Origin of the sequence: Ensifer sp. 1H6, from assembly GCF_001976035.1 — a bacterium.
Lineage (GTDB): Bacteria > Pseudomonadota > Alphaproteobacteria > Rhizobiales > Rhizobiaceae > Ensifer > Ensifer canadensis.
Genome location: NZ_MOAI01000005.1, coordinates 40,376 through 56,273 on the forward strand (window position 1 = coordinate 40,376; position 15,898 = coordinate 56,273).

The following is a 15,898-nucleotide window of genomic DNA, read 5'->3' on the forward strand; positions in this document are numbered from 1 at the left end:
GGCGGCAGTTCTCTTCAGTCGCATCATTGTGGGAATGGTGTTGGCGTGCTGGGAGCAGCCAATCAGCGGCTGCTCCCGGCGGCTTCGTCAACGCAACGCAAAGCCACCGTCGGGATAGAGTGTCGAGCCGTTCATGAAACCATTCTCCATGAGGTAGATGACGGTATGCGCCACCTCGTCGGTGGTGCCGACCCGTTTCAGCAGCGCGGCCTCGGCGTAGCTCGAGAACGAGGCCTCCCTGATGGCGTCGGGCTGGCGGCGCCATAGGTCGCTATCGATCGTCCCTGGTGAAATGACGTTCACCCGGATCGGCGCCAACTCGACGGCGAGCGCCCGCCCGAGACCTTCGATCGCGGCATTGCAGGCGCCATAGGCGGCACCTTCTGCCGCCGGCCTGACGCTATAGGCGCCCGCCATCAAGGTGACGGACCCGTTCTTGCCGAGATAGGGCAGGGCGTGCTTCACCGCGTAATACTGGCCCCAGAACTTCGATCGGAAGGAGCTTTCGGCGACGTCGTCGGACGCCTTGTCGATTCGGCCGCGCGAATAGGATGCGCCGGGTGTGAAGAGATGATTGATCGGGCCGGATTGTTCGAAGAAACGGCGCAAGGAGTCCTGATCGATATTGTCGACAACGACGGCGCGGCTCTTCGGACCGAGCTTGATCGTTGCGCGCTGCAACCTTTCCGGATCGCGCCCGCCAATGACCACCTCTGCGCCAAGGTCGATGGCGCGCTCGGCAACACGCAGGCCGATACCGGAACTGCCGCCGATGATTGCTACTCTCTGCTTTCTCATTCTGTCGGATCCCTGAGATGTGAATGGCTGGGTGACACTATATCCGCGATTGAAAATCGCTTATGAGAACACGTCTCGCAGTACCTGCGATTTAAATTCTGGAGTGTGCCATGCTTCCCGGCGATCATCTCAGTGCTGTCAGGGCCTTCATGCAGGCCTCGCGGTCCTCGAGCTTTTCAGAAGCTGCGGAGCGGCTCGGCCTTTCCACCTCTACGGTGGGCAAGGCGGTTTCGCGGCTCGAGGGGCGGTTGGGCGTGCGGCTCTTCCAGCGCAGCACACGTCACCTTGCGCTGACCGAAGAGGGCAGGGTGTTCCTGGAGGGTTGCGAACGCGCCGCGGCGGAACTGGCCGCCGTCGAGGCGCGCTCGCCTCGCGCATGGAGGAGCCGGCCGGCCGGCTCAAAGTGAGCTTGCCGGAGCTGCTCGGTCGGCGCATTGCCGCGCCTAGTCTGATCGCGTTGGCAGTCGACTATCCGAAGCTGGAACTCGATATTGCCTTTACCAACCGGCTTGTGGATCTGGTCGAGGAGAATATCGATCTATGCGTGCGCGTCGGCGAGCTCGCTGGTGGGGGTGACCTGATGGTCAGGAAGCTCGGCCAGCAACGCCTGACGGTTTGCGGCGCGCCGGACTATCTGGCAAGGCACGGGACGCCGTCGCGCCCCTCGGGGCTCGCTGCGCATCTCTGCGTAACACAATCCCGAGGGCCTGTAGCCGAGAGCTGGCGGTTTACTGAGTCCGGGCAGACGAGGCACATCAACGTGCGCAGCACCCTCAGCATCGCTGATCACGCATTGATGGCGGACGCCGCCTGCCGTGGACACGGGTTGGTGCAATTGCCGGGCTGGATCGTTGCCGACGCGATCGCAGATGGTCGTCTGGCTCCCGTCCTCGAAGCCTATGCGCCGACACCTCTTCCCGTCTACGCGCTCTGGCCGCACCGGCTCGGCACGACCCCGCGCTTGCGCATCGCGGTCGACGCATTGGTCGATTGTTTTCGCGATTTCTGAAACGGCGTGGCGGATAAAGCGGTCGCGACGCAAGTCGCCCGGTCCATTCGGTCTTTCTAACCCGAGCATCATTGACTAGGTTTCGGCGATAACCGGGCCCAGATCCCGACGGGCAGATAATGAATGGCTGATACGTCCCACAAAGCGATCGACATCCGGCGAGATGACCTCCTGCGGCGCATCGCAACGGCAGCGGAGCCGATCGTTGTTCTGGACGCCGTTGCGGGCATGGGGAAATCGACGCTGTTGTCTCAGCTGGCGTCGAAGCTTCAATGTCCCATATGGCGATCGGTGCTTCCGCCTGGCGAAGACACCTTCGGCGAGGTGCTGCTCTGGGACGTGCCGTCGGACGTCCATGAGGCCGAAGTTGCTGCCGGCTGGCAGGACGGGGGCCGACGTGTCGTGATTGCCAAACGACCGCGAACCCGGCTTCTCGGCCTCGATCGGGCGATTGCCTATGGCAAGGCGCTCTGCCTCGGTACTGACGACCTCTGCTTCTCGCTCGACGAACTCGAGACATCTTATGGTAAGACCGAGGCGGCCCGGCTGCTGGCCGAAACAGGAGGATGGCCGTTTCTGGTTAGGCTGCTGGGCCGGCAATCGCGAGGCGAGGCGGCGGTCATCCGCTTTCTGGCAGACGATGTCCTGCGCGAAATGGCAGATTCCGAGCTCGTCCAGCTCAGCCTTGGCCAGCAGGCGGCAAAGCCGTTGGCCAGCGCTGCCTATCTGCAGGCAACCGGCATCGGCGGTGTGCTTGCCGCAGCCGTTGACATGGTGCTGGCCGAACGGCTCGAGGATGGCGCCCGCGTACCAGTGATCTCGGCGGCCTATTCCGCGCACGGCATGCAGACGGAAGCGATCCTTGTCTTGCAGCGCGCCGGGCTTCACGAACTGGCAGTTCGCGCCTTCGTTGCGGCCTTCGGGCGGTATTACATCTTTTTCCACGGTTCCGAGGCGTTCGACCGGGTTCTCGCCGGGTTTCCGGCCGAGCTGGCGGCGCAGAACGAAGGCATCGTGACGGCGCTTGCCTTGCAGGCGCTGAAGCGCGGCGAGGTCCTGCGCGCGCAGCGGCTGCTTGCCGATTGTTACGGATCGCGCGCCAACAATGTGCAGAAGGTGCTGAGCGACCGTGCAGCGTTCTCGGCGGCCTTCCGCTCCTTCCGCCTGGTGATGCTCATTTACGAGGATGTCGTGCTTGGCGACGACCTGCTGGAGCAATCGACCACGCTTCTGTCGGAATTTCCGCTCGACGCCGATCTGGAGCGCGGCAGCATCTACAATTCGATCCTGGAGTTCTACATCCGGCGACGGCGGTTCGCTGTCGCGCAGGACATCGCCGACCGTGCGCTCTTCCACTATGAGCGTGCTGGCGTGCCGCTCCTGTGTTTCTACATCAACCTGCACCAGGCGATGATGCATCTGATGAGCGGTGACGCGGTGCGGGCGCGCAAGAATGCTGTCGATGCCGCTGAACAGATGTCGCGCGTACCGTTCGACAGCCCCATGGACAAACGACTGCTGGCACTGCTGGAGGCCTGTGTGGAATATGAGGACGGCAAGCCCGAGCCGCTGGCGCGCTTCCTGACCTCCGAGATGGATGATTTCTCGCATGGGGAGATCTGGCCGAGCCTGATCGAATTCGCGCTTCAATACGGCAGCCAGGCGCTGAGCGAGCATTTTTCGATGATTGCGGCACGAGGCTTCCTCGATCGCTGGCGTGCCTATCAGGTCTACAACAGGCAGTTCCGCCTGATGATCGAGGTCCGGGACGCCGTCATTCTTCAAAACGGCAACCGCTGGCAGGAGGCTGCGGAAAAGCTCGCTTCCGTGCAGGCTCGCATCAACAGAACCTGGGTGGAGGCGGCCGTCGACGAACTGACCCGCCTGCAGGACCGCGACGAGATCGCGCTGGCCGTCGTCTGGCTGCGCCACATCGTCTTCGAAATGCCGGGTCGCGTCCATCTCGACCGACAGCTCTCCGCTATGGCCAGCAATCTCAACCTGACCGGCCGTCAGCGATTGTGCATCGAAGTCTGGCAGGCCTATGTCGCCCGCCGCCGGCGCAATCTGACAAGTGCGCGCTCCATCCTGCAGAAGACCTTCGAGAATGCAGCCCGGCTCGGCACCATCGCGCCACTCTCGGAGGAGCGCCAATTCCTGCGCGAGCTGACGGGCGACCGGCGCATCAGCGATTTCCTGCAGACGACGCCCACCGCGCAGCAGATCATGCGGCGCCTGCGCGATACCGGCCTGCCCAACACGACGCTCGGCGAAAAGAATGGCCTGACTCGGCGCGAGACGCGTCTGCTGCTGATGATTGCGGAGGGAGCGTCGAACAAGTTCATCGCCCATGCTTTGGGCTTGAGCGAAGCGACGGTGAAATTCCATCTCGGCAATCTCTATCGCAAGCTTGGCTGCGGTCGTCGGCGCGAAGCGATTACCGCGGCAAAGGCACTCGGCGTCATTTCCTGACCAGGTTGCAGCCGGCATGATATGCGCCATTCCTTCGTGGGCCAGAACAAAACCTATACCTTTCTTGTCAAAACCTATCCTTTCAAGCCGTTGTGCAAACGACCCTTTCGGCTTGAAACTGCCCTCGACCGCAAAAAGCGGCAGACAGGCCGGGCGATAACCGGCCGAGGGGAAAGGGTTGCCAATGGGCAATTATTACGTCGCATTGTTTGCGCGGCGCGCGGTCGGCTTCCTCATGGTGCTGTTCGTGTTGTCGCTGATGATTTTCGTCCTCGCCCGCATCGTGCCGGGCGATCCGGCGCGCATGGCGCTCGGTCCGAGCGCAACCCAGGAGCAGGTCGACCAGCTCCGGCAGCGCATGGGGCTCGATGAGCCACTGGTCACCCAGTATGTGAGCTATGTCAGCCATGCGGTGACCGGCGATCTCGGGCGCTCGATCGTATCCGATCGGGAAGTCAGCGCCGATATCGCCACCTTCCTGCCGGCGACGCTGGAGCTTGTGATCGCCACCATCGTCATCATCTTCGCAGTGGCCGTGCCACTTGGCGTATTGACGGCGCGCTACAGAAACAGCTGGATCGACAATAGCGGCCGCTTCTTCTCGCTCATCGGCGTCACCATTCCGAGCTTTCTCTTCGCGGTTACCCTGCAGATCATTGCCGCGGATCATTTCCCTTCCTGGCCCACTCTCGGCCGGGTCGATTTCCAGCTCGGCGCGCCCGCTGGCCCGACAGGCTTCCTGTTGGTCGACAGCCTGCTTGCCGGCCGCCCGGATGTGTTTCTGAGCGCGCTTCAGCATCTGGTCTTCCCGGCGCTGGCGCTGGCAATGGCCGGTATCGGCCAGATCACCCGCATCACCCGCTCGGCCATGATCGATCATCAGCGTCGCGATCATGTGCTGACGTTGAAGTCCTTCGGCGTGCCGGACCGCGTCATCGTGTTTCGCTATCTGCTGAAGCTTTCGTCGATCGCGCCATTGACGATCATGGGGCTCGAATTTGCCTCGCTGATCGGCAACGCCTTCGTCGTCGAAATGGTCTTCTCCTGGGGCGGCTTTGCCTCCTACGGTCTCGACGCCATCCTGCAGAAAGACCTCAACGCCGTCATGGCGGTGGTCCTCGTCTCGGGTATTTTCTTCATCGCCGCCAATCTCGTCATCGACCTGATCATCAGCATCCTTGATCCGCGGCTTCGCTTCAAGGAGGCCCGCTGATGCAGGATACGACCCGCCTGTCCGCCGGCTACATGACCTGGTACCGGTTCAGCCGAAATCCGGCCGCCGTGATCGGCGCGCTGATCGTGCTCTCGGTCATCGCCATGGCCATCTTCGCGCCGCTGATTGCGCGCTTTCCCGAACATGTCGGCGCCGTCGTCGACTTCCGCAACCGTCATATGCCGCCGGATGTCGACAACTGGTTCGGCACCGACAAGGCCGGTCGCGACATCTTTTCGCGCACGGTCTTCGGCTTCCGGGTGTCGCTGCTGCTCGTCATCGGCGTGCTTGGCGTGGCAGTGCCGATCGGCTCGGCGCTGGGCATGATCGCCGGTTATGCCGGCGGCCTGACGGAGCGGCTCTTAACCGGCTTTACCGATATCATGCTGGCGATCCCTCCGCTGGTGATGGCCCTGGCGATCGGCAACGTGCTTGAGCCCAATCTGGTCAATGCCATGCTGGCGATCACCCTGCTCTGGTGGACCTGGCATGCCCGCCTTGTCTATCGCGTCACGAAGTCGATCGCGGCGGAAGACTATATCGAGGCAGCGCGGCTCGCCGGCGCCAGCCACCTGCACATCCTCGCCAAGGAGATCCTGCCGAACTGCATCTCGGTCATCTCGGTGAAGACGACGCTTGATGCTGCCTTCGTCATCCTCTTCGGCGCGACGCTCTCCTTCCTCGGCCTCGGCGTGAAACCGCCGACACCGGACCTCGGCTCGATGGTTGCCGACGGCCGGCAGTTCCTGCCGGAGAAGTGGTGGGAGGTTCTGGCCCCGGGCTTTGCGATCTTCTACGCCACGCTCGGCTTCAACCTGCTCGGCGACGGGCTGCGCGACATGTTCGATGTGGAGGCCTGAGACGATGAGCACTCCTCTCCTCAAGGTCGAAGACCTCAATATCGCCTTCACCACCTATGGCCGCCGCCAGCATATCCTGAAGGATGTTTCCTTCGCGATCGGCCGGGGCGAGCGCGTGGCGCTGATCGGCGAGACCGGTTCGGGCAAGTCGGTCACCTCAAAGGCGATCCTCGGTACGCTTCCGGACAATGCCCGCATCGAAAGCGGCAACATCGAATATGACGGCAGACGGGTGCTCGATATGCCTGGCCGCGAGCGCGAAGCGCTGAAGGGCACGGCGTTCTCGATCATCATGCAGGACCCGTTGTCTTCGTTCAATCCGGTATTCCGGATCGGCCGGCACCTCGACGACGTCATGTATTACGCCGATCGGCGCGATGGCGTCCGAAGCTCGGCGAAAGACCGCAAGCAGCGCATTTTCGAGGTCCTTCGCCGCGTGCAGCTCCAGGATCCGGAACGGGTCTTCGACGCCTATCCCTCGCAGCTTTCCGGCGGCATGCGCCAGCGCGTGCTGATCGGCCTTGCGCTCCTGCATCAACCGCAACTGCTGATCGCCGATGAACCCGGCACGGCGCTTGATGTGACCACCCAGGACGAAATCCTGAAGCTGATCAACCGGCTGGTCGACAGCGAGGGCCTTTCCCTGCTGATGATCACGCACAATCTTGGTGTGGTCCGGCAAACGGCGGATCGCGTCTTCGTCATGCGTCATGGCGAGATCGTCGAAAGCGGCAATCTGCGCCAGATCTTCCAGGCGCCGCGGCAGCGCTACACGATCGATCTGATCGATGCGATCCCGCCGCTTTACGGGTCAAAGGTGGTTGATCAGCCGGTTTCGTCGAATGCGCCGATCATCACGCTCGAAGGGGCCGGGAAGGTCTATGTCGAAAAGCCCTTCCTCGGCCGCATGAAGCGCCACGAGGCGGTCAAGCCGGTGACGCTGTCGGTGCCCGAGGGCGAGATCTTTGGCCTCGCCGGCGAATCCGGTTCCGGAAAGACCACCATTGCCCGCATGGTGATGGGGCTGATTGCGCCGAGTTCCGGCACGATCAGCGTTGGCTCGCCTGCGCAGGCAAGCGCGTCGCAACGGCTGACCCAGATCGTCTATCAGAATCCCGGCACGTCGCTGAACCCCAAACGCACCGTGACGCAGACCTTGGCCGTACCGCTCAGCCATGTCGGTCTTCGCGGCAGGGCAGCGACAGTGCGGATGGAGGAACTGATGGCGCTGGTCAATCTGCCGTCCGCCCACCTCTCGAAATATCCGCACGAGCTTTCGGGCGGGCAGAAGCAGCGCGTGGCGATCGCCCGGGCGCTTGCGGCCGAGCCGAAGATCATCGTTCTCGACGAACCGACGTCGGCGCTCGACGTCTCGGTGCAGAAGCAGGTCATCGCCCTGCTGCAACGCCTCAGGGACGAGCTTGGGTTGACGTATTTCTTCATCTCCCATGACCTTTCGCTGATGCGCAATTTCTGCAGCCGCATCGCCATCATGCTGAAGGGCGAGATCGTCGAGGAGGGGCGCACGGCGGATGTCTTTGCCGACCCCAAGCATCCCTATACCCGCGCGCTCATCTCGGCGATTCCGGTGATGAGCGACGAGGAGGAAGCATTGAAACCAACGGTAAGCGTCGAGGAGAGAGCGCGCTTCCTGGTGAGATCAACGGCCTGAGGCCGAACGAGTAAACAGGGCCGAAGGCCCGCCAACAAGGAGACTGTCCGTGTATCGATTGGGAATAGATGTCGGGGGTACGAACACCGACGCCGTCATCATGGAAGGACGGAGTGTGCTGTCGGGCGTCAAGGCGTCGACGACGGAAGACGTGACGTCAGGCGTCATCGAAGCGCTGGAAGGTGCGATCGCCAAGGCCGGCATCGCTCGCTCCAAGATCAGCACCGTGATGATCGGCACGACGCATTTCACCAATGCGGTGATCGAGCGCAAGCACATCAACCATGTCGCCGCCATCCGGCTCGGCCTCCCGGCAACCGCCTGCCTGCCGCCGATGGTCGACTGGCCGAACGATCTCGCCGAGGCCGTTGGCCATCACACCTATCTCGTGCGCGGCGGCTATGAATTCGACGGCCGTGCCATCGCGCCGCTCGACGAAGAGGAACTGATCCGCATCGCCGCCGACATTCGCCTCAAGAATGTCAAGGCCGCCGCCATCACCTGCGTCTTCAGCCCCATTAACGCCGAGATGGAGCAGCGGGCCAAGGCTGTCATCGAAAAACATTGCCCTGGCCTTCCGATCGTCGTCTCCGGCGACATCGGCCGCATCGGGCTCCTCGAGCGTGAAAGCGCCGCCATCATGAACGCGAGCCTGTTGTCGCTTGCGGCCAAGACGGTGGACGCCTTCGCCAAGGCGCTGAAGGATGCCGGGCTTTCCTGCCCGTTCTTCATCACCCAGAACGACGGCACGCTGATGGCGGCTGCCACGGTCAGAAGCTTTCCTGTCCTGACCTTCGCCTCCGGCCCGACCAATTCGATGCGCGGCGCAGCCTTCCTGACCGGCCGCAAGGAGGCGATCGTCGTCGACATTGGCGGCACGACCTCCGACGTCGGCGCGTTGCACCACGGCTTCCCGCGCCAGGCGGCGACAATTGTCGACGTCGGCGGCGTGCGCACCAACTTCCGCATGCCCGATGTGTTCTCGATCGGGCTTGGCGGCGGCTCGCTGGTGCGCGAACTTGCCAATGGCGAGGTTACGGTCGGCCCGCAATCGGTCGGTTATCGCATCGCCAAGGAGGCGCTGGTCTTCGGCGGCCAGACCCTGACGACGACGGATATCGCCGTCGCACTCGGCAAGGCCGATATCGGCGATGCGTCCAAGGTCGCGCATCTCGACCGGGCGCTGGCCGAAAAGGCTCATGCCCGGATCGTGTCGATGCTGGCAAACTCGGTGGAGCGCAGCCGCGTCTCGTCCGATCCGATCCCGGTCATCGCGGTTGGCGGTGGTTCGATCCTGATGCCGGACAGGCTTGGGGATCTGGAGGTCATCCGACCTGAGAATTTCGCCGTCGCCAATGCGGTCGGTGCGGCCATCGCCCAGATCAGCGGCGAAGTCGATCGCGTCTTTGCGCTCGAAAAGGGTTTGACGCGCGAAATCTGCCTGAAGCAGGCGGAGCAGGAAGCGACGGAACGTGCGCTTTCGGCCGGCGCCATCGCCGAAACGATCCAGGTCATCGAGCGGGAGGACGTGCCGCTTGCCTATCTGCCGGGGAATGCCACCCGCATCCACGTCAAGGTTGTCGGCGAAATGGGAGGCTTCCATGGCTGAGCGTGCACTGAAGGCCCTGAACTACGATCCGTCCGATCTCTGGGTGCTCGACGAAGAGGACCTGGAGGCGCTGGAAATCGGTGCCGGTATTCTCGGCACCGGCGGCGGTGGCAACCCTTACATCGGCAAACTGCGGGCGCGACTGGCGATGCGAAGCGGCTATAGCCTGTCGATCCTGCCGCTCGACCGGCTGGCGGACGATGCGCGCTGCATCTCGCTCGGCGGGATCGGCGCACCGGTCGTTGCCTATGAGCGGCTGAAGGAAGGGCGCGAAGGCCTGCGTTGTGTTCGCGCACTCGAAGAGCATCTCGGTATCGCCATCGACGCGATCGTCTGCGAAGAAATCGGCGGCGCCAATTCGATGGAGCCGCTGATCGCGGCCGCCTTTGCCGGCCTGCCGGTCGTTGATTGCGACGGCATGGGGCGCGCCTTCCCGGAAATGCAGATGACCACCTTCTCGATCTACGGTCATCGCTCGACCCCGAGCGTCATGTGCGACCTGCACGGCAATGTCGTCCTGTTCCAGCACGCGGCATCCGAACTCTGGCACGAGCGAATGGCGCGCGCCTGCGTCGTTTCGCAAGGGGGCGCATCGACACTCGCCTCGGCGCCGATGACGGGTGCCTTCCTCAAGAAGTACTCGATCCCGCATTCCTACACCCAGGCGGTCTCGCTCGGGCGGGCAGTGCTGAAGGCGCGGCGCGAGCACGCCGATCCGGTTGCGGCCATCTGCGCCCAGGAAAACGGCCGACAGGTTTTCTCCGGCAAGATCGTCGATCTCGAACGCCATCTGCGTGGCGGTTTCGTCATCGGTGAAGCCAAGCTTGCCGGCATCGATGCCTTCAACGGCGACACCGCCTCGGTGATGATCCAGAACGAAAACCTCGTTTTCAGCCGCAACGGCGAAGTCGAAGTGTCGGTGCCGGATCTGATCATCGTTCTGGATGTCGACAGCGGCAACGCGATCACCACCGAAATGCTGCGCTACGGCCAGCGCGTCGCGATCGTGGCATTGCCCTGCCATTCGCTGCTGCGCTCGGCTGCAGCGCTTGAGGTGGTCGGCCCGAAAGCCTTCGGCTTCGACGACATCACCTTCAAGCCGATCGAGGAGATGCAGCCATGAGCGAGCGGCTCATTACCGCTGCCGACATGGAAGCGATCGCCATCGGCGGTGCCTATCTCGGCACCGGCGGCGGCGGCGATCCCTATATCGGCAAGCTGATGGCCCGAACTGCAATCGAGGCGAACGGTCCGGTTCGCGTGGTTCAGCCCGATGCCATCGCCGATGACGCGCTCTGCGTCCCCGTCTTCATGATGGGTGCGCCGACGGTAATGGTGGAAAAACTGCCACGCGGCGACGAGGCGCTGGAGGCGCTGCGCCAGCTCGAAAGGTTTCTCGGACGCAAGGCCGATGCCCTGATCTGCGTGGAAGCCGGCGGATTGAACTCGACCATCCCGTTTGCCGTGGCCGCCGCAACCGGCTTGCCGCTGATTGACGGGGACGGCATGGGCCGCGCCTTTCCCGAGCTGCAAATGGTGAGCTTTACCATGCATGACATCAGCGCCACGCCGCTGGTTCATGCCGATGACAAGGGCAACAGCTCGATCATCAATGCGGTCTCGAACCTGTGGACCGAACGGCTGGCCCGCGTCCAGGCGATCCAGATGGGCGGCGCCAGCCTTGTCGCCGCCTATCCGATGACAGGCGCGCAGATGAAGGCCGGGATCCTGCGCGGCACGCTCAGTCTCATCAAGGGTATCGGCGAGACGATCGCGGCCGAGCGCGCCGCCAAGCGCCATCCCGGCATTGCGCTTCGCGAGCAGTTCGACGGTCGGCATCTGTTTACCGGCCGCGTCGTCGATGTCGACCGGGCGACGACCGGCGGTTTTGCGCGGGGGAGGGCCCTGCTCAAGGGCATCGACGGTTTTGCCGGCCGCACCTTCGAAGTCGCGTTTCAGAACGAGTTCCTGGTTGCCCGCGGCGATGGGGGACAGGTCATCGCCTCGACGCCGGACCTCATCTGCGCGCTCGACGCCGATGGCGGGCTGCCCGTTACCACCGAGCAGTTGCGCTATGGCCTGACGGTCGAGTTCACCGGACTTCCCTGCGATCGCCAGTGGCGGACGGCCAAGGGGCTCGAACTCGCCGGCCCCGGCTACTTTGGCTACGACCATGCCTACGAGCCGGTCGAGGCGCTCAATCCGGCCGCCTAAGGGCGACTGATTCGAAAACAACGACAATCAACGAAAAGGGAACTGAGACATGAAGAGAACACTGATCACAGGGCTGCTTCTGGGGCTGGTGCAGACAACGGCACTCACCGCCCCGGCCGCGGCTCAGGAGAAGGTGTCGATCGTCGTCAATGCGACGCAGGAATTCGGCACCATCGATCCCGGCAAGATCAACGACTACACGGAATACATGGCCGCCGTGAACCTCTATTCGGGCCTGACGACAGTCAACCCTGATGGCTCCGTGGTGCCGGAGCTTGCCGAAAGCTGGAGCGTTTCAGACGACGACAAGACCTATACCTTCAAGCTGAAGGAAGGTGCGACATTCCAGGATGGCACGCCGGTCAAGGCCTCCGATGTCGTCTACACCGTCAAGCGCCTGCTGGCGATCAACGAAGGCCCGTCCTACCTTTTCACCGATATCGTCGACCCGGCCAAGCTGAAGGTCGTCGACGACCGGACCGTCGAGATCGGGCTGAAGAAAGTCTACGCGCCGTTCATCAGCAACACGCCACTGATCCTTGTTCTCAACGAAAAGCTGATCAGGGAAAACAGCAAGGAAGAGTGGGGGACGGGCTATCTGGCCGATCACCCGGCCGGCGCCGGGCCTTACATGCTCTCATCCTGGCAGCGTTCTTCGCAGATGGTCGTCAATCGCTACGAGGGCTATCACGGCGGCTGGAGCAAGGGTAAGCCGATCGACGAGATCCGTTTCGTCATCACCCATGACGAAGCAACGGTGAAGGCGCTCGCGGCCAAGGGCGAACTCGGCATGTCGGCGCGCGCCCAGGCAAACGAGACCTTCGAGGCGATCGAGAAGATGCCGGGCTACAAGATCCTGCGCGGCACGACGGCAACCGGCTTCTACATCAAGATGAACACCAAGGTGCCGCCGACAGATGATATTCACGTCAGGCGTGCGATTGCGCTCGCAACCGACTATGAAACGGTGCGCAACGTCATTCATCCCGGCGAACCGATGAACGGACCGCTGGCATCCGTGTTCAAGGACGCCTATCTCAACGACCTTCCTGCACCGGAGTACAACCTGGAGAAGGCGAAGGAAGAACTCGCCAAGTCGAAATATGCCGGCAAGGGGCCGATCAAGCTCAGCCATACCTATGTCACGGGCTTGGCCTTCGAAGAAGATATGGCGCTGCTGATGCAGGCCAATCTGGAGCAGATCGGCATCGAACTCGACATCAAGCCGGAACCGTGGAACCGCATCACCGAACTGGCGGCCAAGGTCGAGACGACGCCGGCGACCACGCAGGTCTTCTACGGCCCGACCTATCCGTCACCCGACAGCGTCTTCTATGTGCAGTATCACTCCAAGGCGAAAGGCACTTGGGCCTCGATGGAATGGCTGCAGGATCCTGAGATCGACGCCCTGATTGACAAGTCACGCGAGACGCTGGACCCCGCCACGCAAAACGATCTTTATAAGGAGATACAGCGCAAGGTCGCCGATGCACAGGCCGATGTATTCCTGACGGTGGAGTCTCAGCGTTATGCAGCAAGCAAATGCCTGCAGGGTTACGCCTATATCCCGATGCAGAGCTGGGACCTGAACTTTTCGCGCTTCTGGTGGGATTGCCAGGCCGATTAAAATGAAAAGCCCTGCTTTGCGGGAGCGCGAAGCAGGGCCCTTTTCTGTGCCACCAGCGAAATTGAAGTCGACCTCGTCTGCTCAGCAGTTTCCGAGGCTGGCGCGGCTCATGAGTTCGTTGGTCAGCAGTGCGGTCTTGTCGCCGCATTCCTCGACTTCCTTAAGCAGCGCGGCGAGCGCCAGCTCGAGGCAATATTGAACACCTTCGACATTCAGTGTGCGCGAAGAATCGCGCGCGTAGGTGACAAGGCGGGCCAGCGCGAGCAGCTCCTTCTCCTTGTCTTCAGGTTCAAAGGACATGGCGATCGAAGATTGCATGATTTTCCCCAGTTCCCTACGGATCGGCCCGATCCGCTTCAACATGGCAAATCATAGCGTGACTTTTTATTGATGCGCGTGACATCAGCGTGACACACGTTGCATGGGAAATCTGCATTCTTAGGATGAAGCGACAAGTTGATTGAGCAACCGCTTCCAAAGGCTTGTAGAATTGAATGCCCAGCCTCCCGGGGCCTTCGTCTTTTGGGCGGGGGCGGAGCGCATAATGTCGAGCAGATCGAGGGCATCGAGGCGCTTTTGGTCTACCGAGCCGGTTGTGAGAAGCGCCTCTATCCGTTTCAAATCCGTGGTGGGTGGAAGGTTGGCACGCGCCACGATCGCCGACCAGTTGCGGTGCTTGTAAAAGATCTCGGCGGACGCCATCCGCAGTTGCGCGGCAGACGCCGCGTCGATCTGTTGGCGTGCGCGCAAATCTTCAAGGGTCGCCACGACATTGACCAGCGGCAGGGTCAAGGGCAGATAGCCCAGTTCCGCCGGGCCATGGAGAAGGGCGACATCGGCATCGTCCTCAAGCTCGCCCGTCGCATATTGCTGATAGATCCTGCCGACGCCGATCATGCCGAAGGTCGCGCATTCGGCGGCGCGAAGCGCGCCCATACTGGCGGCGCCGTAGATGCGCACACCCTCGGATAACGCGAACAGGATCTCCTTGTGCCACACGGGTGCGACCTGTTCGAAGTGACCGTCGACGAGCCCGATGACAGTGGCGCCGTCCTGCGTGGCGCGCAGGATGTCGCCCTGTACGGCTGGCGGGCGCAACACGATGTCGGTGTCGATGAGCGCTTGCGCGTCCGGCAAGGTCGGGCCGGCAAAGAGGATCTTCATGCGACCTCCAGCGCGCGCGACAGTGCCCTTGCGCCAAAACGGCGCTTGCGTGCTCCGTCCGGATTTTCGAGTTCCGGTACGAAGATTTTTATCACGGAGAACGGTAGCGGCGCGGCGAGTAGTGGAACCGCAACGACAGTCCCGATACCGGCGTGCTTCAGCGCTTCGAGCACGTGCTTGAGCAGCGAGTTGGCTCCGTTGCCAGCGACCGAGGCGAGGGGGTTGTGTGCGCCCGGCGCTGCCTCGAACAGTTGCTGCGTCTCGCGCGGCAGCCTGCGTGTGAAGGTTTCCGGAAAAACATCGTCGCGTGCGCCACTAATATATGTGAGACGCGATTGCGCCGCCTCTGTGATGGCGCGGATTGCGGCACGTCGCGGATCGGGATGGGCGCCATGCCCGACGGTGACGTCATGGTAACGCGGCTCTTTCGCCGCCAGAATGCCCGCATCCGCGATAACGGCGGTCAGGCATGGGATGCCGATGTCACTGGTCATGTCGAACAGGCGGAACGTCAGGCCCGCTGCAGCAATGCGGCGCGTCATGTCGTTAATGATGGGATCGTCGAGCAGATCGGCGTCGATGCAGGTGCGCAGTCGCGCCGTCAGGGACAGCAGCCGCCACAGGGTCTCGGCATCGCGTTCGATCCGCTCCAGCAGGCCGTGCAGAACTGCCTCGCTTTCGGTGTTGCCGGAGGCAAGCCCGTCCGACGACTGCCAGTAGCGGCAGCGCTCGAGCGTGCGATCGAGCAGTACCGCCTGAAGTGGAACGAAGGTCGCCTGTTGATCGAGAAGGTCGAAGCCGCGCAGCCACGCCGTTGCTTCGTCATCGTCAAGATCGGCTTCGCCGGCCGCTACAAGGCCCGGAAGGGTGAGCGCTCTTTCGCCCTTTTCCAGCAATGCACGCCGCGTCGCGTGCGTTGTTGGTGCTGACGGGTTGCAGGCGACCGCGCGCTCCAGCGCTTCCATCGCCGCCGATACCTTCGCGTCGATATCGGTGATGCCTTTGCCCTGGTTGATGACGATCGACTTCGCATTCGGCGAAACCGCGTTCCAGACGGGTATGCCGATGCTATCGAGCCCGGTCAGACGGGCAAGCCTGCTGATGCCGAATGAGGGCAACAGACGAGCGACGCGCGCGAAGGTCTCTTCGGGCGCGCAGACGCGGTCGGAGTAATGATCTGCAATGCAGGGACTGTCTGAAATCGGGCGGCTTTCGCTCGCCCGATCTGGATGTGTGGCCGAAACCATGCGCAAGCGCGCT

General features: G+C 62.6%; 14 protein-coding genes. 10 read left to right on the forward strand and 4 right to left on the reverse strand.

Annotated features, from left to right (window positions below; genetic code table 11):
• Positions 1 to 87 precede the first annotated feature (87 nt).
• A complete protein-coding gene (locus tag BKP54_RS07560; RefSeq protein WP_084814335.1) occupies positions 88 to 798 on the reverse strand; it encodes an SDR family oxidoreductase in 711 nt (236 codons plus the stop codon).
• A gap of 110 nt (positions 799 to 908) precedes the next feature.
• On the opposite strand from BKP54_RS07560, the gene BKP54_RS07565 reads away from it, so the two are divergent.
• From BKP54_RS07565 to BKP54_RS07610, 10 genes are all read left to right on the forward strand, one after another.
• On the forward strand, positions 909 to 1,205 hold the full coding sequence (locus BKP54_RS07565; RefSeq protein ID WP_084814336.1) for a LysR family transcriptional regulator: 297 nt from the start codon (positions 909 to 911) through the stop codon (positions 1,203 to 1,205).
• On the forward strand, positions 1,202 to 1,807 hold the full coding sequence (locus tag BKP54_RS07570; RefSeq protein ID WP_158071677.1) for a LysR substrate-binding domain-containing protein: 606 nt from the start codon (positions 1,202 to 1,204) through the stop codon (positions 1,805 to 1,807). The genes BKP54_RS07565 and BKP54_RS07570 overlap by 4 nt, the downstream gene beginning before the upstream one ends.
• 123 nt (positions 1,808 to 1,930) lie before the next feature.
• Positions 1,931 to 4,279 carry a LuxR family transcriptional regulator gene (locus tag BKP54_RS07575; RefSeq protein WP_084814338.1) on the forward strand — a complete coding sequence of 783 codons (2,349 nt, stop codon included), beginning with the start codon at positions 1,931 to 1,933 and terminating at the stop codon, positions 4,277 to 4,279.
• 184 nt (positions 4,280 to 4,463) lie between these two features.
• A complete protein-coding gene (locus BKP54_RS07580; RefSeq protein WP_025428504.1) occupies positions 4,464 to 5,492 on the forward strand; it encodes an ABC transporter permease in 1,029 nt (342 codons plus the stop codon).
• The gene (locus BKP54_RS07585) at positions 5,492 to 6,352 is read left to right on the forward strand and encodes an ABC transporter permease (RefSeq protein ID WP_025428505.1); all 861 of its coding nucleotides are present in this window, start codon (positions 5,492 to 5,494) and stop codon (positions 6,350 to 6,352) included. Before BKP54_RS07580 ends, BKP54_RS07585 begins: the two co-directional genes overlap by 1 nt.
• Before the next feature lie 4 nt (positions 6,353 to 6,356).
• The gene (locus BKP54_RS07590) at positions 6,357 to 8,024 is read left to right on the forward strand and encodes an ABC transporter ATP-binding protein (RefSeq protein WP_084814339.1); all 1,668 of its coding nucleotides are present in this window, start codon (positions 6,357 to 6,359) and stop codon (positions 8,022 to 8,024) included.
• Between the two features lie 49 nt (positions 8,025 to 8,073).
• A complete protein-coding gene (locus BKP54_RS07595; protein ID WP_057211333.1) occupies positions 8,074 to 9,633 on the forward strand; it encodes a hydantoinase/oxoprolinase family protein in 1,560 nt (519 codons plus the stop codon).
• On the forward strand, positions 9,626 to 10,756 hold the full coding sequence (locus BKP54_RS07600) for a DUF917 domain-containing protein (protein ID WP_025428508.1): 1,131 nt from the start codon (positions 9,626 to 9,628) through the stop codon (positions 10,754 to 10,756). The genes BKP54_RS07595 and BKP54_RS07600 overlap by 8 nt, the downstream gene beginning before the upstream one ends.
• On the forward strand, positions 10,753 to 11,847 hold the full coding sequence (locus BKP54_RS07605) for a DUF917 domain-containing protein (protein WP_025428509.1): 1,095 nt from the start codon (positions 10,753 to 10,755) through the stop codon (positions 11,845 to 11,847). The genes BKP54_RS07600 and BKP54_RS07605 overlap by 4 nt, the downstream gene beginning before the upstream one ends.
• Positions 11,848 to 11,896: 49 nt before the next feature.
• Positions 11,897 to 13,474 carry an ABC transporter substrate-binding protein gene (locus tag BKP54_RS07610; RefSeq protein ID WP_084814340.1) on the forward strand — a complete coding sequence of 526 codons (1,578 nt, stop codon included), beginning with the start codon at positions 11,897 to 11,899 and terminating at the stop codon, positions 13,472 to 13,474.
• 81 nt (positions 13,475 to 13,555) lie between these two features.
• Here the strand turns inward: BKP54_RS07610 and BKP54_RS07615 are convergent, their stop codons facing one another.
• The 3 genes from BKP54_RS07615 to BKP54_RS07625 form a co-directional block, all read right to left on the reverse strand.
• Positions 13,556 to 13,837 (reverse strand): hypothetical protein, encoded by a 282-nt coding sequence (locus BKP54_RS07615; protein WP_128090383.1) that lies wholly within the window; start codon positions 13,835 to 13,837, stop codon positions 13,556 to 13,558.
• Between the two features lie 75 nt (positions 13,838 to 13,912).
• A complete protein-coding gene (locus BKP54_RS07620; RefSeq protein ID WP_025428512.1) occupies positions 13,913 to 14,638 on the reverse strand; it encodes a TfuA-like protein in 726 nt (241 codons plus the stop codon).
• The gene (locus BKP54_RS07625; RefSeq protein ID WP_082523808.1) at positions 14,635 to 15,885 is read right to left on the reverse strand and encodes a YcaO-like family protein; all 1,251 of its coding nucleotides are present in this window, start codon (positions 15,883 to 15,885) and stop codon (positions 14,635 to 14,637) included. Before BKP54_RS07625 ends, BKP54_RS07620 begins: the two co-directional genes overlap by 4 nt.
• Positions 15,886 to 15,898 lie beyond the last annotated feature (13 nt).

Coding starts and splice junctions, on each gene's coding strand:
- BKP54_RS07590 (WP_084814339.1), top strand. CDS start 6,357: ATGAGCACTCCTCTCCTCAAGGTCGAAGACCTCAATATCGCCTTCACC.
- BKP54_RS07615 (WP_128090383.1), bottom strand. CDS start 13,837: ATGTTGAAGCGGATCGGGCCGATCCGTAGGGAACTGGGGAAAATCATG.
- BKP54_RS07610 (WP_084814340.1), top strand. CDS start 11,897: ATGAAGAGAACACTGATCACAGGGCTGCTTCTGGGGCTGGTGCAGACA.
- BKP54_RS07575 (WP_084814338.1), top strand. CDS start 1,931: ATGGCTGATACGTCCCACAAAGCGATCGACATCCGGCGAGATGACCTC.
- BKP54_RS07620 (WP_025428512.1), bottom strand. CDS start 14,638: ATGAAGATCCTCTTTGCCGGCCCGACCTTGCCGGACGCGCAAGCGCTC.
- BKP54_RS07600 (WP_025428508.1), top strand. CDS start 9,626: ATGGCTGAGCGTGCACTGAAGGCCCTGAACTACGATCCGTCCGATCTC.
- BKP54_RS07585 (WP_025428505.1), top strand. CDS start 5,492: ATGCAGGATACGACCCGCCTGTCCGCCGGCTACATGACCTGGTACCGG.
- BKP54_RS07560 (WP_084814335.1), bottom strand. CDS start 798: ATGAGAAAGCAGAGAGTAGCAATCATCGGCGGCAGTTCCGGTATCGGC.
- BKP54_RS07605 (WP_025428509.1), top strand. CDS start 10,753: ATGAGCGAGCGGCTCATTACCGCTGCCGACATGGAAGCGATCGCCATC.
- BKP54_RS07565 (WP_084814336.1), top strand. CDS start 909: ATGCTTCCCGGCGATCATCTCAGTGCTGTCAGGGCCTTCATGCAGGCC.
- BKP54_RS07580 (WP_025428504.1), top strand. CDS start 4,464: ATGGGCAATTATTACGTCGCATTGTTTGCGCGGCGCGCGGTCGGCTTC.
- BKP54_RS07625 (WP_082523808.1), bottom strand. CDS start 15,885: ATGGTTTCGGCCACACATCCAGATCGGGCGAGCGAAAGCCGCCCGATT.